18 protein-coding genes and 4 tRNA genes are annotated in these 15,531 nt (G+C 64.0%); 10 read left to right on the top strand and 12 right to left on the bottom strand.

The features are described 5' to 3' along the window. Positions 1-57 precede the first annotated feature (57 nt). The 7 genes from L0D18_RS11760 to pgeF are packed head-to-tail and all read right to left on the bottom strand — an operon-like array spanning position 58 to position 8,137. Positions 58-687, bottom strand: coding sequence for a histidine phosphatase family protein (locus tag L0D18_RS11760; protein ID WP_243029266.1), 630 nt, complete (start codon positions 685-687; stop codon positions 58-60). Then, positions 684-1,685, bottom strand: a complete 1,002-nt coding sequence (purM, locus tag L0D18_RS11755) for a phosphoribosylformylglycinamidine cyclo-ligase (RefSeq protein ID WP_243029264.1) — start codon at positions 1,683-1,685, stop codon at positions 684-686. Before purM ends, L0D18_RS11760 begins: the two co-directional genes overlap by 4 nt. Before the next feature lie 5 nt (positions 1,686-1,690). Next, positions 1,691-3,100 carry an Asp-tRNA(Asn)/Glu-tRNA(Gln) amidotransferase subunit GatB gene (gene gatB, locus L0D18_RS11750; protein WP_243029262.1) on the bottom strand — a complete coding sequence of 470 codons (1,410 nt, stop codon included), beginning with the start codon at positions 3,098-3,100 and terminating at the stop codon, positions 1,691-1,693. Between the two features lie 30 nt (positions 3,101-3,130). Continuing rightward, positions 3,131-4,219 carry a type IV pilus twitching motility protein PilT gene (locus L0D18_RS11745; RefSeq protein WP_243029260.1) on the bottom strand — a complete coding sequence of 363 codons (1,089 nt, stop codon included), beginning with the start codon at positions 4,217-4,219 and terminating at the stop codon, positions 3,131-3,133. A 12-nt stretch (positions 4,220-4,231) separates the two neighbouring features. Beyond that, on the bottom strand, positions 4,232-6,898 hold the full coding sequence (pilB, locus tag L0D18_RS11740) for a type IV pilus assembly ATPase PilB (protein ID WP_243029258.1): 2,667 nt from the start codon (positions 6,896-6,898) through the stop codon (positions 4,232-4,234). Beyond that, on the bottom strand, positions 6,895-7,377 hold the full coding sequence (locus L0D18_RS11735) for a YqeG family HAD IIIA-type phosphatase (RefSeq protein WP_243029256.1): 483 nt from the start codon (positions 7,375-7,377) through the stop codon (positions 6,895-6,897). Before L0D18_RS11735 ends, pilB begins: the two co-directional genes overlap by 4 nt. Before the next feature lie 34 nt (positions 7,378-7,411). Then, positions 7,412-8,137, bottom strand: coding sequence for a peptidoglycan editing factor PgeF (gene pgeF / locus L0D18_RS11730; protein WP_243029254.1), 726 nt, complete (start codon positions 8,135-8,137; stop codon positions 7,412-7,414). A 101-nt stretch (positions 8,138-8,238) separates the two neighbouring features. Between pgeF and L0D18_RS11725 the strand changes: the two genes are divergently transcribed. Further along, positions 8,239-8,643: a DUF4395 family protein gene (locus L0D18_RS11725; RefSeq protein WP_243029252.1), complete on the top strand. Its 405-nt coding sequence runs from the start codon at positions 8,239-8,241 to the stop codon at positions 8,641-8,643. On the opposite strand, the gene ribH is transcribed toward L0D18_RS11725, so the two are convergent. After that, on the bottom strand, positions 8,630-9,103 hold the full coding sequence (gene ribH, locus L0D18_RS11720; protein WP_243029251.1) for a 6,7-dimethyl-8-ribityllumazine synthase: 474 nt from the start codon (positions 9,101-9,103) through the stop codon (positions 8,630-8,632). The two genes, L0D18_RS11725 and ribH, sit on opposite strands and share 14 nt — an antisense overlap. A gap of 20 nt (positions 9,104-9,123) precedes the next feature. Between ribH and crcB the strand changes: the two genes are divergently transcribed. From crcB to L0D18_RS11700, 4 genes are read left to right on the top strand one after another with little or no spacing between them, the layout of a single operon-like run. Next, entirely contained in the window at positions 9,124-9,501 is a 378-nt protein-coding gene (gene crcB, locus L0D18_RS11715) for a fluoride efflux transporter CrcB (RefSeq protein ID WP_243029249.1), read from the top strand. A gap of 4 nt (positions 9,502-9,505) precedes the next feature. Further along, the gene (locus L0D18_RS11710) at positions 9,506-9,838 is read left to right on the top strand and encodes a DUF190 domain-containing protein (protein WP_243029247.1); all 333 of its coding nucleotides are present in this window, start codon (positions 9,506-9,508) and stop codon (positions 9,836-9,838) included. Between the two features lie 44 nt (positions 9,839-9,882). Then, on the top strand, positions 9,883-10,497 hold the full coding sequence (locus tag L0D18_RS11705; RefSeq protein ID WP_243029246.1) for a sulfite oxidase-like oxidoreductase: 615 nt from the start codon (positions 9,883-9,885) through the stop codon (positions 10,495-10,497). Continuing rightward, positions 10,494-10,763: a hypothetical protein gene (locus tag L0D18_RS11700; protein WP_243029245.1), complete on the top strand. Its 270-nt coding sequence runs from the start codon at positions 10,494-10,496 to the stop codon at positions 10,761-10,763. The genes L0D18_RS11705 and L0D18_RS11700 overlap by 4 nt, the downstream gene beginning before the upstream one ends. Here L0D18_RS11700 and L0D18_RS11695 read toward each other — a convergent pair. The 3 genes from L0D18_RS11695 to L0D18_RS11685 are packed head-to-tail and all read right to left on the bottom strand — an operon-like array spanning position 10,739 to position 12,743. Beyond that, positions 10,739-11,542, bottom strand: a complete 804-nt coding sequence (locus tag L0D18_RS11695) for a histidinol-phosphatase HisJ family protein (protein ID WP_243029243.1) — start codon at positions 11,540-11,542, stop codon at positions 10,739-10,741. The two genes, L0D18_RS11700 and L0D18_RS11695, sit on opposite strands and share 25 nt — an antisense overlap. Continuing rightward, the gene (locus L0D18_RS11690; protein ID WP_243029241.1) at positions 11,532-12,149 is read right to left on the bottom strand and encodes a hypothetical protein; all 618 of its coding nucleotides are present in this window, start codon (positions 12,147-12,149) and stop codon (positions 11,532-11,534) included. Before L0D18_RS11690 ends, L0D18_RS11695 begins: the two co-directional genes overlap by 11 nt. 3 nt (positions 12,150-12,152) lie before the next feature. Further along, positions 12,153-12,743 carry a nicotinamidase gene (locus L0D18_RS11685; RefSeq protein WP_243029238.1) on the bottom strand — a complete coding sequence of 197 codons (591 nt, stop codon included), beginning with the start codon at positions 12,741-12,743 and terminating at the stop codon, positions 12,153-12,155. 54 nt (positions 12,744-12,797) lie between these two features. On the opposite strand from L0D18_RS11685, the gene metF reads away from it, so the two are divergent. Further along, complete coding sequence (gene metF / locus L0D18_RS11680; RefSeq protein WP_243029237.1) at positions 12,798-13,676, top strand: methylenetetrahydrofolate reductase [NAD(P)H]; 879 nt, start codon at positions 12,798-12,800, stop codon at positions 13,674-13,676. Positions 13,677-13,694: 18 nt separating this feature from the next. On the opposite strand, the gene L0D18_RS11675 is transcribed toward metF, so the two are convergent. After that, entirely contained in the window at positions 13,695-14,990 is a 1,296-nt protein-coding gene (locus L0D18_RS11675; protein ID WP_243029235.1) for an MBL fold metallo-hydrolase, read from the bottom strand. Positions 14,991-15,060: 70 nt separating this feature from the next. Between L0D18_RS11675 and L0D18_RS11670 the strand changes: the two genes are divergently transcribed. From L0D18_RS11670 to L0D18_RS11655, 4 genes are all read left to right on the top strand, one after another. Beyond that, positions 15,061-15,136: transfer RNA gene (locus L0D18_RS11670), tRNA-Thr, on the top strand. A 9-nt stretch (positions 15,137-15,145) separates the two neighbouring features. Further along, a tRNA-Tyr gene (locus tag L0D18_RS11665) sits at positions 15,146-15,231 on the top strand. Between the two features lie 25 nt (positions 15,232-15,256). Further along, a tRNA-Gly gene (locus tag L0D18_RS11660) sits at positions 15,257-15,332 on the top strand. A 3-nt stretch (positions 15,333-15,335) separates the two neighbouring features. Next, positions 15,336-15,411, top strand: a tRNA-Thr gene (locus tag L0D18_RS11655). Positions 15,412-15,531: the final 120 nt, after the last annotated feature.

Below are 15,531 nucleotides of genomic sequence, written 5' to 3'. Positions count from 1 at the left end.
CGGGTTCAAGTCCCGTCTCCCGCTCCAACAGAAACCCCAGGCTTATGCCTGGGTTTTTTATTTGACGCTTTCGTCGGAAAGCCAGTCGGCCCAGGTTTCCAGGTGGGCGCTATCGGAAACCGTTAAGACCTCCTGAGCCGGTAGAAGGATGCGGGTGATGGAGGTATTGGGGATGTGGAAGCGTCTCCAGGCATCGCCCTCGAGGTCCAGGGCCATCTTCAGGGCCGCGCGGATGACCCCCCCATGGGTCACCAGGAGGTGGCGGCCGGGTGGGAGCACCTCCAGGAAAGCCTCCAGGCGCCGGGCCAGGTCCGCCATGCTTTCCCCACCTGGACGGGGGGTATGCCAGGGATCCTTTTGGGCTTCCTGGATGAACTCGGGATAACGGGCTTCCGCTTCCACCCGGCTTAGGCCTGCCAGGAGACCCACGTCAATCTCCCGCAGAAGCGGGGAGGTTTCCAAGGAGAGGCCCAGCATCGCCGCCAGGGGCTCGGCGGTTTCCCGGGCCCGGCGTAGGTCGGAGGCGTAAAGCCCGTGGAAGGGAAGTTGGCTTCGGGCAAGCCGCTGGGCCAGGCGGAAGGCTTGGCCGATGCCCACCGGGGACAAGGGCACATCCAGGTGGCCTTGAAAGCGCTTATTGACGTTCCACTCGGTTTCGCCGTGGCGGATGAGCCAGATCTCTTTCATACCAGGCGGATTCCGGAGCCGGCCACCACCCTTCCCACCAGAAAGCTTTCCACCAGCTCCAGGGCCCTTTGGGCGTCTTTTTCCGGTAGGACCAGGATGAGCCCTAGGCCCATGTTGAAGACCCGGTACATCTCCTCCTCCGGTATGTTTCCCGTCCGTTGCAGGTAGGGAAAGATGGGGGGAATGGGCCAGCTTCCCTTGTGGATTTCCGCTCCTAGTCCCTCGGGAAGGGCCCGGGGGAGGTTTTCCGGAAGGCCGCCCCCGGTGATGTGGGCCACCCCGTGGAGCTCCACGCCCGCTTCCCTAAGCGTGAGAAACTCCTTCAGGTAGGCCCGGTGGGGACGGAGGAGGGCGGCCTTTAGGCTTTCTCCCAGCTCCGGTATGGGGCCCTCCAGGTCCATCCCCTCCACCACCTTCCGGATCAGGGAGTAGCCGTTGGTGTGGGGGCCGGAGGAGGGAAGGGCTAGAAGAACATCCCCTTCCCTTACCCTTTCCGGGCCCAGAATCTCGTCCTTTTCCACCACCCCCACCAGGGTCCCGGCCACATCCCAGGCCCCTTCCCGGTAAACCCCCGGCATCTCGGCGGTTTCCCCTCCTAGGAGGGGGATGCCCAGGGCTTGGCAGGCCTGGGCTAAGGAGGAGAGGAGGGCGGAGAGCACCCCCTCCTCCAGGCGGCTGGCCGCCAGGTAGTCCATGAAGAAGAGGGGCAAGGCGCCTTGGGCCAAAAGGTCGTTCACCGAGTGGTTGACCAGGTCAAAACCCAGGCCGGACACATCCCCTGCCCTTAGGGCCAAAAGGGTCTTGGTTCCCACCCCGTCCGTGGTGGCCACCAGGACGGGGTGGGCCATCTCCTTTAGCCTTCCCGCGTCAAAAAGCCCGCCGAAGGCCCCAAGGCCCCTTAGGACCTCCGGGGTATAGGTGGCGGCGATGGCCTCCTTGGCCCGTTTCAGGGCTTCCGCCTTGGCCTCTATCTGGACCCCGGCCTCCTCGTAGCGCATCCGCCTTATCCTACCCCAAGGGCCTCGAGGAGGAGCCTGCGCACCAGGTCGGGCTTGGCCTGGCCCTTGGTTCTCCGCATCACCTGGCCCAAAAGGGCGTCCAGGGCCTTAAGCTTGCCCTGGCGCACGCTTTCCGCTGCCTCGGGCATGGTGGCGATCACCTCGGTCACCACGGCCCTCAAAGCCCCCTCGTCCGCCACCACCCTCAGGCCCCGCTCCCGCACCAGGGCCTCGGGGTCCAGGCCCTCCAGCACCTCGGGCAGGAGTTCCTTGGCCACCCGGCTGGTGATCTCCCCCCGTTCAAAGAGGGCCACCAGCCGGGAGAGACCCTCTGGGGTAAGGCGGGTTTGTTCCAAGGTAAGCCCCTGGTCGTTCAAGAGCCCGGCCACGTCCGCCAAAAGCCAGTTGGCCAGGGCCTGGGGGGAGGCTTGGCCGAGGCCGAGGGCTTGGTCCAGGAAGCGGGCCAGGGAAGGGGTATAGGCCAGGACCTCCGCATCCTGGGCCTTGATCCCCAGGGCCTGGTATCGCCTTTCCTTTTCCCAGGGGAGTTCGGGGAGGTTTTTCCGGATGGCCTCGAGCCATTCCCGGGAGATGGGCACCGGGGGGATGTCGGGCTCGGGGAAGTAGCGGTAGTCGGCCTCCTCCTCCTTGGTGCGCATGGGGTAGGTTTTGCCGCTTCCCTCTTCAAAACCCATGGTGGCCTGCTTGACCCTCTCCCCCCGCCTTAGGATCTCGATCTGGCGGCGGATCTCGTACTCCAGAGCCCTTTGTACGCTCTTAAAGGAGTTGAGGTTTTTGATCTCCACCTTGGTGCCCAAGGGCTCCCCTTGGCGGCGCACGGAAACGTTCACATCGGCCCGCATCTTCCCCTCCTCGGGGCTGGCCTCGGAGATCCCCAGGGTCTGGACCAGGGCCTGGATGCGTTGGAGAAAAAGCCGGGCTTCCTCGGGGCTTTGGATGTCGGGTTCGGTGACCAGCTCAATCAAGGGGCTCCCCGCCCGGTTAAGGTCCAAAAGGGTGCGGTCCTCCAGGTGGAGGCTTTTGCCAGCATCCTCCTCCAGGTGCAGGCGCTTGATGCCCACGGCCCTTTCCCCCAGGGGCAGGCTTCCCCCTTGGCCCAGGGGCAGGTCGTACTGGCTGATCTGGTAGTTTTTGGGCAGGTCGGGGTAGAAGTAGCTTTTGCGGTGGAACACGAGCCTTTCCGGAATCCGGCTTCCCAGGGCTAGGGCCAGCTTTAGGCCGAACTCCACCGCCTTTTTGTTGGGCACGGGGAGGGCCCCAGGAAGGCCCAGGCAGACGGGGCAGGTGTGGGTGTTGGGGGGAGCTCCAAAATATTCGGCCTCACAGCCGCAGAAGGCCTTGGTCCGGGTCTTCAGGTGCAGGTGGACCTCGAGGCCGATAACCGCCTCATACATGATCTAAAGTTTACCAAGCCCTTGGGCCCTTTAGGGGCGCTTGGCTCCCTCCTGCACCCCCGCCAGGCGCATGAACTCCTTGGGGTCCACCGCCCGGGCCAGGCCCATCTCGTAGGTGATGAGCTTCCGCTTATACAAATCGGCCAGGCAGGCGTCCATGGTGATCATGCCGTACTGGCCCCCGGTTTGGATGACGCTATAGAGCTGGTGGCTTTTCCCCTCCCGGATCAGGGCCCTTACCGCGGGGGTGGCGATCATGAGCTCATAGGCCAAGACCCTTCCGCCCCCAAAGGCCTTGGGCAGAAGCTGCTGGGTAAGCACCGCCACCAGGTTGTTGGAAAGCTGCACCCGCACCTGCTCCTGTTGGTTTTCGGGGAAGACGTCGATGATGCGGTCTATGGTCTCAGGGGCGGAGTTGGTGTGCAGGGTGCCCATGACCAAATGCCCGGTTTCCGCGGCGGTGATGGCGGCGGCGATGGTTTCATAGTCCCGCATCTCTCCCACCAGGATCACGTCTGGGGCCTGGCGGAGAACGCTCCTTAGGGCCTTATGGAACCCGTGGGTATCGGAGCCGATCTCCCGCTGGTTGACGATGGCCTTCTTGTGCTTGTGGAAAAACTCTATGGGATCCTCAATGGTCACGATGTGCACCGGCTTGCGCTCGTTGATGTAGTCGATCATGGAGGCCAAGGTGGTGCTCTTCCCGCTTCCCGTGGGCCCCGTGACCAGGACCAGGCCCCTGGGGGCCATGGCGATCTCGGCGATGTTTTTGGGCAGGCCCAGCTCCTCAAAGCTCTTGATGGTGGCGGGCACCACCCTTAGGACCCCACCCACGCTTCCCCGTTGCAGGAAGACGTTCACCCGGTAGCGGCCCTTTCCTGGGAGGCTAAAGGAAAAGTCCAGCTCCTTTTCCTCCTCAAAGATCCGCTGTTGCTTCTCATCCATGAGGGCGTACATGAGGCGGCGGGTGTCCTGGGGGGAGAGGGGCTCGTACTCCGTGGGATGGAACTCCCCGTCCACCTTGATCATGGGGGGGAGGCCCACGGTGATCACCAAGTCGCTGGCTCCCCGCTCCGCTGCCAGGGTCAGAAGGTCCACGATATCGGGTGTTTTGGCCATGTTTACCTCACCTTACTCAATGGTACGCGCCAAGACCTCCTCGAGGGTGGTGATTCCCTGAAGGGCCTTGTAGATCCCATCTTCCCGCAGGGTCTTCATTCCCTTCCTCCGGGCGATCTCCTTGATCTCCGTGGCCGACTTTCCGGCCACGATGGCATGGCGGATCTCATCGTCCACCACCAGGAGCTCGTGGATGGCGTAGCGTCCCTTGTAGCCCGTACCTCCACAACGCTCACACCCCATGCCCCTAAAGAGCCTTGCCCCCTGGATCTCCCTTTCGGAAAGGCCCAGGCGGCGTAGGACCTCGGGGTCGGGCTTCACCTCCACCTTGCAGTGGTCACAGATCCTTCGCACTAGGCGCTGAGAGAGGACGCCGATGAGGGCGGCGGAGATGTTGAAAAGTTCCACCCCCATCTCGTCCAGGCGGGTGATGGCCTGGGCGGCGTCGTTGGTGTGCAGGGTGGCGATGACCAGGTGCCCGGTGAGGGCGGCCTCGGTGGCGATCTTGGCGGTTTCCGAGTCCCGGATCTCCCCCACCATGATGATGTCCGGGTCTTGCCTGAGGAAAGCCCTTAGGGCCCGGGCGAAGGTGAGGCCCGCCTGGGGGTTCACCTGGGTCTGGTTGATGCCGGGGATCTCGTACTCCACCGGGTCCTCAATGGTTTGGGTGTTCTTATCGGGGGTGGCGATGCGCTTCAGGATGGAGAAGGTGGTGAAGCTCTTGCCGCTTCCGGTGGGCCCTGTGATGAGGAAGATGCCGTAGGGCTTGGAGATCACCTCCTGGAAGCGCTCAAAGACCCCTGGAGCAAAGCCTAGGCCCTCGATCTCGGGAATGTCGGCAGCCTTTTTCAAAAGGCGCATCACCGCTTTCTCCCCGTAGACCGTGGGCAGGGTGGAGAGGCGGAGGTCCACGTCGATGGCTCCTTCCCGGTAGCGCACCCGCCCGTCCTGGGGCAGGCGCCTTTCGGCGATGTTAAGACCCCCCATGATCTTGACCACGCTGATGATGGAGTTTAGGGCCCCTTTGGGCAGGGTGGTGTACTGGCGCAAGGTGCCGTCAATCCGGAGGCGCACCAGCACATCCGACTGTCTGGGCTCTATGTGGATATCGGAGGCATCCTGGAGGTAGGCTTCCCGAATCACCTGCTTGACGAACTTCTGGGCGGCGCTTTCGTCCAGCTCGGGGGTAATGGCTTCCTCTTCTTGGTAGCCCTTGGAGAGCTCCTTGGCGATCTCGCCCAGCTCCTCCTTGCCGTAAAAGCGCTCTATCAGCTTGGCGATGGCGGCCTCCGTGGCCACGGCGGGCACCACCTCGTAGGCCAGGCCCTTGCGCTTGAGGGCTAGGCGCACATCGTCCAGGGCCAGGATGTTCCTGGGGTCTTTCATGAGGAGGACCAAGGTGTGGCCTTCCAGGTGGTGGGGGAAGATGCCGTAGCGCCGGGCCAGGTCCTCGGGGAGGAGGAGGGCGGCGCTTGGGTCCGGGGGGTTCTCCTCGGGGTTAATGTAGGTATAGCCCAGCTGGGCGGCCACCGCCTGGGCCAAGGCCTCGGGTTTTAACTTCCCCGAGGCCACCAGGGTGTCCTCGAGGCGGCCCCCGCCTTGGCGTTGCTTCCTTAGGGCCTCCTCCACATCCTCGGGCCGGGCCAGGCCCAGTTCCACCAGGATCTCCCCCAGGGGCTTGGCCTTGGGCAGGCGCCTTTGCACCTCGAGGGCCTCCCTTAACTCCTCCCGGCTCAAACGCCCTTCCTGGACCAGGACCTCCCCCAGGCGGCTCTTCTCCGGGTAGGCCCGGTGGAAAAGGGCCTCCCACTCCTTGGGGGGGGTGAGGAAGAAACGGGCGGGGCGCCCCAACAGCTCTTCCACCACCTCCTTGTGACGGGGGTCGGCCAGGACTACCTCCACCCTTCCCTCCCTAAGGGCCACGGGAACCGCGCTATAGCGCAGGGCATCGGAGCGAAGTAAAAGGCTGGTGGCCGCGGGGTCGGGGGAGAGGCCCTGGGTGGAGGGGAGGAACTCCATGCCCTTCTGCTCCGCCAACGCTTGGTACATGGTTTCCTCGGGCAGGCCTTTTTGGACCAGGATGCGGCCCAGGAGGTCCCCCGTCCTCTCCTGTTCCACCAGGGCTTCCTCCAAGGTATTCCGGTCCAATAGGCCCTTTTGCACCAAAAGCTCGCCCAGTTTCAGCTCCTCCCGGCTGGGGCCGGTGGGGGGTGGAGGCGGGGTTAGGCCCAGCTCCGGGTAGTTCTTGGCCAGGGCGTAGAGGAAGCTGCTCTTGGTGGCCTGGTAGGGCTCCACCACCATCCCCGTGAGGTCCTCCACCTCCTCGAGGGCCAGGGTGTCCAGGGGGTTCACGAAGGCCACCCGCACCACCCCGGCCTCCTCGTCCAGGGCAAAGGGGATAGCCTGGAGCTCCTTGGCCTTCTCCGCCGGCAAAAGGGCCTTCACCCTGGGGGGGATATCCAAGCTATGAAGCTCCACCAAGGGGATGCCGAAGTGGTCCTCAATGGCCTGGGCGATGCGCCTTTCGGAGAGAAGGCCCGAGTCCACGATGACCTCCGCCAACGAGCCCCCCACCTCCCGGTGCTTCTCCAGGGCCATCTGCAGCTCCTCGTCGGTGAGGAGGCCGGCATCCAACAGGATGGCCCCTAGCCGTTTGTCCCCAATGGTCAACACGCTCATCCCAGTCCTCCCCGCGGCTTTCTAAACGGAGCTTCCAACATTCGTATGAAACGGGTGTAAAAGAATTCCTTTTCCCGCAAGGGGGGCACCAAGACCGTGTAGGCCCCCACCAGGTTGCCCCCAAGGACATCGGTGAAAACCTGGTCCCCCACCACCGCTACTTCCCGGGCGGGAAATCCCAGGACCGCCAGGGCCCTTTTAAACCCCAACCAAGGCTTTAAGGCGGGGGCATGGCCGGGAAGGGCCAGCTGTTCTTGGATGCGGCGGAAGCGTTCGGGCAAGGCGTTGGAGAGAAGATAAACGGGAACCTCAGCCTTTAAGGCCTCCAACCAGGCCCGGTGCTCCGGCAAAGGTGTCTCCTCCCCGTAGGGCAGGAGGGTGTTGTCCAGGTCCAGGATCACCCCCTTCAGGCCCCGTTCCTTTAGCCACTGGGGGGTGAGGTGGAGGAGGGAGGGCAGGACCGCCCGGGGGAAGAGCATGGTTTCATTCTGCCACGGCCCGGTGAACGGGCCCTTAACGGGGGAGCATGACGAGCCCCCACATCCGCCCGGTCTTCCCCCGGTCGCGGCGGTGGGAGAAGAGGGTGGGTTCGCAGTGGGTACAAAGGCCTACCCGGTAGATCCTTTCCGGAAGGAGCCCCGCCCTTTCCGCCTGGAGGAGGAGGGCCCTTTCCAGGTCCAGAAGGTACTTCCCGGGGGCGGTGGGGTCCGGGGTAAAGGTGTCTAGACCCGCTTGGGCGAACCGCTCCGCCACCTCCTCCCCCACCTGGTAACACCGGCCCCCAATGCCAGGGCCGATGGCCAGGTGGGTCTGCTCCGGATCCAGCCCCAGCCTCTCTAGGAGCTCTAAGGCTCGAGGCAGGATACCCCCCACCACCCCCCGCCAGCCGGCGTGCAGGGCCGCCACCGCGCCTTTTGGGTGGTAAAGCAAAAGAGGGTAGCAGTCCGCTACCCCCACCCGGAGGAGGAGTCCAGGGGTCTGGGTGAGGAGGCCATCCCCTTCCCATAGCCCCGGGCCTTTCACCAGGTGGACCTCGGTACCGTGGACCTGTTTAAGACCGGCCACAGGTGGGTGGCCAAAGATGCGCAAAACCCGCCTTTGGTTCTCGGCCACCTTCGCGGAGTCATCCCCGTTGGCCGCAGAGAGGTTAAGGCTTTGAAAGGGGCCTTCTGAAATCCCGCCTAAGCGGGTGGTAAAACCATGGGGCACGGGTAAGGGGGTGGTGAGGAGGGGAACCACGGTTCCATTCTGCACGAGGTGAGCCCTGTTGGACTGACCGAGGTTGGGCCAAAGGGAAACCCTACCCCTTAGCTTTATAGACTCAGGTGTATACTAACCCCATGAAGACGGACCGGAACCAGCTCCGCTTCAACCAGGTGCTCCTCGCCTCCCTTCTGCCCTTAGCGGCGCTCTTGGACCTTCCCCTCCTGGTCTACCTCCTCTTCCTCCTCATGGTGAGCCAGCACACCCCCTGGGACCTGATGGTGGCCCTGAAGCGGGCCTTGGGGATACCGGCCAGGCTGGCAGAGGAGGACCCCAGGCCCCACCGCTTCGCCCGTACCCTGGGGGCGGTGTTTTTGGGACTGGCTTCCTTGTTCCTCCTTCTCGGCCTAAAGGGGGTCGGTTATGGCCTGGCCCTTTTGGTGGCCCTCCTGGCCTTCATCAACCTGGCCTTCGGCTTCTGCTTGGGTTGCTTCCTCTACCTGCACCTACGCTACGTGCGGGCCATCTTCACCGGGAAATAGCCTCGAGGAGCCGCACCATCTCAATGGCGGTAAAGACCGCCTCGGCTCCCTTGTTGCCGGCCTTACCCCCGGCCCTTTCCTGGGCTTCCTCCGGGGTGTTGGTGGTGAGGACGCCGAAGACGATGGGCTTTTCCGTTTGGAGCATGGCCTGCATGAGGCCGGAAGCGGCTTGGCCAGCCACGTACTCAAAGTGGGGGGTTTCCCCCCGCACCACGGCACCTAGGGCCACCACCGCATCCACGTCGGGGCGCAACGCCAGGCGCTTGGCCACCAGGGGGAGCTCAAAGGAACCCGGTACCCAGGCCACCAGGACCTCGCCGGGGTCCCCCCCCAGGCGGGCGTAGGCCTCGAGGGCCCCTTCCAAGAGCATCTTGGTCACCCGCTCGTTGAACCGGCCCACGGCGATGGCCAGGCGCACCCCCTTGGCGGTGAGGATGGGGGAGAGGGTCTTGGGCTTCATGGTCCCAATATACTTTGGGGGTGGAGCGGTATCTCCTGGTGGCCTTGGGGGGAGCCTTGGGCTCCCTCTTGCGCTATGGGCTTGGGGCCTGGGTGCAGGCCCTCACTGGGCCCAGCTTTCCCTATAGCACCCTCCTGATCAACGCCTTGGGTAGCTTTCTTATCGGCGTGGTGATCCGCCTATCCCTGGAGGGGGCCCTTTCCGGGGAGGCCCGCCTCTTCCTGGCGGTGGGGGTTTTGGGAGGGTTCACCACCTTCTCTACCTTCAGCTACGAGACCCTGGCCCTGCTCCAGGATGGTGAGGCCTGGAGGGCCTTTCTATACGTTTTTTTCAGCATCTTCCTAGGCCTTTTCCTGGTGCTTTTGGGCTACCGCCTGGGCGGGGCCCTGGTAGCCTAGGGGTATGAAGCTGGAAGGGGAGGCCAAGCTCCTGCGCATCTTCGTGGGGGAGTCGGACCGGCATGGGGGGAAACCCCTCTACGAGGCCATTGTCCTCGAGGCCCAGCGCCACGGGCTGGCTGGAGCCACGGTGTTCAAGGGTTTCATGGGTTTCGGCGCCCACTCCCGCATCCACACCGCCAAGGTGCTGCAGCTCTCGGAGGACCTTCCCGTCATGATTGAGATCGTGGACACGGAGGAGAAGATCCGGGCCTTTTTGCCCATTCTGGATGGGATGGTGCGGGAGGGGCTGGTCACCCTGGAGAAGGTGGAGGTGATCCGCTACCGAAGCCGGTGAGCCAGGACGCTTTTGGGCCTCTGGGCCTGCGCTAGCCTGAAGGTATGGAAAGAATCCCCCCGGGCCAGGTGGTCACGGAGCGCTTCCCCATCCTCACCTATGGGGAAGAACCTCGGATTTCCCCCGAGGAGTGGCGCTTTTCCCTTCTCGGCCTGGTGGAAGAGCCCCTTACCCTCACCTACCAGGAGCTTCTGCGGCTACCCCAGGTGGAGCTCACCCGGGATTTCCACTGCGTGACCCGCTGGAGCCGCCTGGACGTGGCTTGGAAGGGGGTGCGGGTGAAGGATCTTTTGCTGAAGGCCAAGCCTAAGCCCCAGGCAGTAGCCGCCTTGGTCCACGGTTACGGGGGCTACACCACCAACCTCTTCCTGGAGGACCTCCTGCGGGAGGACGTTCTCCTTGCCCATACCCTTTTCGGCAAGCCCCTGCCCTTGGAACGCGGTGGGCCGGTGCGGCTTTTGGTGCCCCACCTTTACGCTTGGAAAAGCGCCAAGTGGGTGCGGAGCATAGAACTTTTGGACCATCTGGAGTTAGGCTTTTGGGAGAAGCTGGGTTACCACTTCCGGGGCGACCCCTGGCGGGAGGAGCGCTTCCAGGAAGGCCCTATCCCTGCGGCAAGCCTGAGGTTTCAAAGCCGGAAAGGAGGGGGGGAGGGGTGACGTCTTTGGAGCAGTTCCGTCTCCACGTGGAGGAGGCTTTGCGCCGCTATTGGGAGTGCGTGAAGGGGGAAGAAGAGGAGTACGCCGAGGACTACGAGCGGGTCACCCTTATGGAGTATGAAGCCCCTGCTCCCGACCCTTGCGCCGAGGCCTTTTCCCGGTTGGTGGCGGCGGTGAGGGCGTATGAGGAAGCCTCGGGACGGCGGGAGGACCTGGACCTGGGTACCCTGAGAGAGCGGGTTTATGAGGCCCTGGACAAGGGGTAGGCCAAGGGCTTTCCCCCTTGGAAGTAGTGGGCTTCCCGATACCCCAGGTCCAGCAAAAGCGCCACCGCTTCCGGGAAGGCGTGCCCCACCTGCTCGGGCCGGTGGGCATCGGAGCCCAGGACCACCCCTATCCCCAGCTCCTGGGCCCGCTTGAGAAGGATGGGGGCGGGGTAGATCTCCTTGGCGGGGTTCCGGAGCCCGGCGGTGTTCACGTCCAGGAAAAGCCCCTCCTCCGCTATGGCCTGAAGGGCCGGTTCGGCAAGGTCCAAGAGGGCCTCCTCGGGTAGGTGGTGGCCGAACTTCTTGGGCAGGTCCAGGTGGCCGATGGCGTGGAAGAGCCCGCTTCTGGCGGCCTTCTCCACCTCCTGGAAGTAGGCTTGGAAAATCTCCCTCAGTTCCCGCCAGGTGTACTCCTCCTGGTGGTCGGGGTGGTCCAAGGGCCAGGCCCCCAGGTAGTGGACGCTCCCGATCACGTAGTCAAAGGGGTAGCTTTTGAGAAGGGTGGCCACAAAGCCCTGGGTCCCCTCGTGGAAGTCGGCCTCGAGGCCAATCCCTAGGTAGAGGTCCGGGTGTTCCTCCCGCACCCTTTCCAGGGCCAGGAGGTAAAAGGGGAGGGCCTCGAGGCGCATGCGGCTATGGGGGTCGTACCAGGAGGGCATGGGGCTGTGGTCGGTGAAGACCACGCCCTTCAGCCCGGCCTTGCGGGCGTGGAAGAGATACTCCCCAGGGGCTCCATGGGCGTGGCCGCAAAGGGGGGTATGGAGGTGGCTATCCACCATGTTGGGATTCTATCCGCAAGAGGAGGCCTCCCCAGGTGTACGCGACCACCCTTTCCCCCAAGGCCCCAAAGAGATCCAAGGAGAGGAAAGGGTCTTCCTGGACCTCGAGGAGAGAGTCCTTGCCGGGGGTGTCCAGGGCCTGAACCAAGACGGGAGCCGAGGGAGGAAAGAGGAAGGGATAGCGCTCCAAGATGGCCTCCACCCTAAAGGCCTCCGCCCAAAGCCGTTTTAGGGCGAAGAGGGCTTCCTGGGGGGTATGGGCCAGCCGGTAGCTGCCTTCACAGGGCCGGCGAAGGAGGAAGGGACCCTTCCCCTGGAGGGCTTGGAGAAAGGCCTCGGCCCGTTCCGGCAACAGGTAGCTTTCCCGCACCGCCCTTTCCGCTTCTTCGGCTGCCAGGAGGAGGCGTTCCTCGTCTATGCGCACGCCGAAGACGCCTTGGAAAAGCCTTTGGATGCGTTCGGAAAGGTTATTGAGCCGGGCAAACTCCTCCCATAGCCCCACCACCCAGCTTTCCACCACGGGGAAGCCCAGGGACTGCGCCCTTTGGAGGAGCCGGATTTCGCCTTCGCCTTCCGCTTGGGCCAGGGGGATGAGGCCAGGGTCCACAGCCTAGACGAAACGCAGACCCTCGGCCCGGGTCACCTGCCCCTGGTAGAGGAAGGTGATCTGGCGCAAGGCGGCCTGGAGGTCAAAGGGGGTAAGGGCACTGGTGGCATCCTCGGGCAGGACCACCCGGTACCAGCGCAAGGCGGCGGAGCCCGCGGTGTGCAGCACGCAGATGTTGGCCACGGTGCCCGTCACCACCACGTTTTTAATCCCCCAAAGGTGGAGGTAATGGTCCAAGGGGGTGCCGTAGAAGGCGTCGTAGCGCACCTTCCTCACGATGAGGTCTTCGGGTTCAGGGCGTAGCTCCTCCAGGATCTCCGCCCCCCAGGTGTCCGCCACCGCGTGCCGGGGCCAGATCTGGAACTCGAGGTCGTCCTCCCGGTGCCAGTCCTGGGTGTAGACCACCCGCGCACCCGCCCGCCGCGCCCTTTCCAGAAGGAGCTGGATGGCGGGGACGCTTTTGGGGGCCTCGGGCACGAAAAGGGCCCCCTGGGGGTGGGCGAAGTCGTTTTGCATGTCCACCACGATTAAGGCGGTCTCCTTGGCCGGGAGCTCCAAACCTTCCACCTTGGGGATTTCCGGAACTTCTACCATACCCTTATTTTGCCACCTTGACCCAGAGGGAGAGGAGGGGCTACACTCCTTCGCATGAAAATACGGGACCTCCTAAAGGTGCGAGATGGGCCGCTTTTTTCCTTTGAGTTTTTCCCCCCCAAGAACCCCGAAGGGGAGGAGGCCCTTTTCCGCACCATGGAGGAGCTTAAGGTTTTCCGGCCGGCCTTCGTATCCATCACCTACGGGGCCATGGGCAGCACCCAGGAAAGGAGCGTGCTTTGGGCTAAGCGCATCCTGGACCTGGGGTTTAACGCCCTGGCCCACCTCACCGTGGCCGGGCAGAGCCGGAAGGAGGTGGAGGGGGTTCTGGACCGGTTCGTGGCCGCAGGGGTGGAGAACATCCTGGCCCTCCGCGGGGACCCTCCCCAAGGGGAAAAGGTCTTTACGCCGCATCCCGAGGGGTTCCGCTACGCTTCCGAGCTGGTGGCCTTCATCCGGAGCCGCTATGGGGGAGGGGTTTCCGTGGGCGGGGCCGCCTATCCGGAAGGGCATCCGGAAAGCGAGAGCCTCGAGGCCGACCTCCGCCATTTCAAGGCCAAGGTGGAGGCGGGCTTGGACTTCGCCATCACCCAGCTTTTCTTCAACAACGCCCACTACTTCGGCTTCCTGGAAAGGGCCAGGCGGGTGGGCATAGGGATCCCCATCCTCCCCGGCATCATGCCCATCACCAGCTACCCTCAGCTTCGTCGCTTTACCGAGGTCTGTGGGGCCAGCATCCCTGGTCCTCTCCTTTCCCAGCTGGAGAGGCACCAGGAGGACCCCCAGGCCATTCTGGAGATCGGGGTGGAGCATGCCGCCCGCCAGGTGGCGGAGCTTTTAGAGGCGGGGGTGGAGGGGGTGCACTTCTACACCCTCAACAAAAGCCCGGCCACCCGCATGGTCCTGGAGAGGCTGGGCTTTAGACCGGCTTGAGGGCCCAGGGGGGTGGCGTCATACCTCTATAGCCTCCCCGAAGCGGGCCAGCCGGGCCTCCTGCCCCCTTGGGGCCAAAAGGGAGGCCAACTTTTCCAAGGCTTCCTCCTCCCCGTGCACCAGGGCTACCCGGGGCTGCCCCTCCAGCCAGTCCAGAAGCTCATCCTGCCCGGCATGCCCTGAGAAGCCGCCCAGGGTATGCACGCTGGCCCTTAGGGGCACGTCCTGGCCCAGGAGGCGGATGCGCTGGGGCCTTGCGATGATTTCCGCACCCAGGCCCCCTCGAGGCTGGTAACCCACGAAGACCAGGGCGTTTTTGGGATCGGAAAGGCCGTGTTTGAGATGGTGGAGGATGCGTCCTCCCGTAAGCATGCCGCTTCCCGCGATGATCACCATGGGGCCAGGTTGGCGGCTTAGGGCCTTGGATTCCTCGGCGCTTTCCACCACCTCTAGCCTCTTGGGGCGGAAGGGGTTCTTGCCGGATAGGAAGTAAGCCTGCACCTTCTCGCTGAAGTACCGCACCAAAGAGGGGTAAAGGTCCAGGACCCGCTCGGCCATAGGGGAGTCCAGGTAGATGGGGGCCTCAGGCAACAGGTGGCCGTTTTCGTAGAGGAGGAAGAGGATTTCCTGGGCGCGCTCCACGGCAAAGGAGGGAATGAAGACCTTGCCGCCTTGGCCCAGAGTTCGTTCCAAAATCTCCAAAAACTCCTCCACCGTGGCGGCGAAGGACCGGTGGGGCCGGTCGCCGTAGGTGCCCTCGCTTAGGACCAGATCCGCCTTAGGGGGTAGGGAGGGGTCGGGGAGGACGGTTTTTTGCCGGTTACCCAAATCCCCGCTATAGACCAGGGTTTTCCCCTCTCCCTGGGCCACCACGAAGGCGCTTCCCGGCAGGTGCCCCGCCTGGCCGAAGGAGAGGGTGAGGTCCCCCAGGCGAAGCCACGCCCCGTACTCCAAGGGGTGGGCGTGCCGGAAGACCTGTTCCACGTCCCCTTCGTCAAAGAAGGGTTCCTCCATGACCTTGAGGGCGTCCTCGAGGACGATCCGCAGCAGCCAAAAGGTGGCCTGGGTGGCGTAGACGGGCCCTTGGTATCCTTCCCGGAAGAGCTTGGGCAACCTGCCCACGTGGTCCAGGTGGGCATGGGTGAGGACCACAGCCTCCACCGCCTTGGGCTCAAAGCCAAAGGGAGCGTGGTTTTTCCCCTCCTCCCGCCCTTGGAACATGCCGCAGTCCAGAAGCACCTTCCTGCCCTCGGCCCAAAGGAGGTGGCAGCTTCCTGTGACCTCCCTAGCGGCGCCAAAAGGTACGATGCGCATGCCCTTATCTTGACACTTGCCCCCAGGTGTGTTAGCCTATTCCCTCGGACAGGGTCCTATCCCCCGTCCTGCCACCCTAGCTCAACCGGTAGAGCACCCGACTTGTAATCGGGGGGTTGGGGGTTCAACTCCCCTGGGTGGCTCCAAGCGGGCGTGGGCAGGTGCCCGAGTGGCCAAAGGGGACGGTCTGTAAAACCGTTGGCGTATGCCTTCGCTGGTTCGAATCCAGCCCTGCCCACCAAAGGTGTGCCCAAGCACACCCCCATGCGGGAGTAGCTCAGTTGGTAGAGCATCGGCTTCCCAAGCCGAGGGTCGCGGGTTCGAGTCCCGTCTCCCGCTCCACGAGCTCGCGTAGCTCAGCAGGTAGAGCACACCCTTGGTAAGGGTGAGGTCGCCGGTTCGAGCCCGGCCGCGAGCTCCATCCCTTTGCCTGCCCTGGGCCCGAAGCCCCCAGGGCGGCTTTTGCGTGCAAGAAGGAAGGAGGAGCCATGGCCAAGGGCGAGTTTATCCGTACGAAGCCTCACGTGAACGTGGGGACGAT

It is taken from the genome of Thermus albus (assembly GCF_022760855.1).
Taxonomy (GTDB): Bacteria; Deinococcota; Deinococci; order Deinococcales; family Thermaceae; genus Thermus; species Thermus albus.
The sequence above is the reverse complement of the archived record's forward strand: the minus strand, read 5'-3'. Positions and strand labels throughout refer to the sequence as shown.

Excerpts from the sequence above, each read along its gene's own strand:
- gatB (WP_243029262.1), bottom strand. The coding sequence starts at position 3,100 with ATGTATGAGGCGGTTATCGGCCTCGAGGTCCACCTGCACCTGAAGACC.
- purM (WP_243029264.1), bottom strand. The coding sequence starts at position 1,685 with ATGCGCTACGAGGAGGCCGGGGTCCAGATAGAGGCCAAGGCGGAAGCC.
- L0D18_RS11760 (WP_243029266.1), bottom strand. The coding sequence starts at position 687 with ATGAAAGAGATCTGGCTCATCCGCCACGGCGAAACCGAGTGGAACGTC.
- L0D18_RS11695 (WP_243029243.1), bottom strand. The coding sequence starts at position 11,542 with ATGGTGGATAGCCACCTCCATACCCCCCTTTGCGGCCACGCCCATGGA.
- pilB (WP_243029258.1), bottom strand. The coding sequence starts at position 6,898 with ATGAGCGTGTTGACCATTGGGGACAAACGGCTAGGGGCCATCCTGTTG.
- L0D18_RS11675 (WP_243029235.1), bottom strand. The coding sequence starts at position 14,990 with ATGCGCATCGTACCTTTTGGCGCCGCTAGGGAGGTCACAGGAAGCTGC.
- L0D18_RS11685 (WP_243029238.1), bottom strand. The coding sequence starts at position 12,743 with ATGGTAGAAGTTCCGGAAATCCCCAAGGTGGAAGGTTTGGAGCTCCCG.
- L0D18_RS11710 (WP_243029247.1), top strand. The coding sequence starts at position 9,506 with ATGAAGCTGGAAGGGGAGGCCAAGCTCCTGCGCATCTTCGTGGGGGAG.
- metF (WP_243029237.1), top strand. The coding sequence starts at position 12,798 with ATGAAAATACGGGACCTCCTAAAGGTGCGAGATGGGCCGCTTTTTTCC.
- L0D18_RS11735 (WP_243029256.1), bottom strand. The coding sequence starts at position 7,377 with ATGCTCTTCCCCCGGGCGGTCCTGCCCTCCCTCCTCCACCTCACCCCC.
- L0D18_RS11725 (WP_243029252.1), top strand. The coding sequence starts at position 8,239 with ATGAAGACGGACCGGAACCAGCTCCGCTTCAACCAGGTGCTCCTCGCC.
- L0D18_RS11705 (WP_243029246.1), top strand. The coding sequence starts at position 9,883 with ATGGAAAGAATCCCCCCGGGCCAGGTGGTCACGGAGCGCTTCCCCATC.
- L0D18_RS11745 (WP_243029260.1), bottom strand. The coding sequence starts at position 4,219 with ATGGCCAAAACACCCGATATCGTGGACCTTCTGACCCTGGCAGCGGAG.
- ribH (WP_243029251.1), bottom strand. The coding sequence starts at position 9,103 with ATGAAGCCCAAGACCCTCTCCCCCATCCTCACCGCCAAGGGGGTGCGC.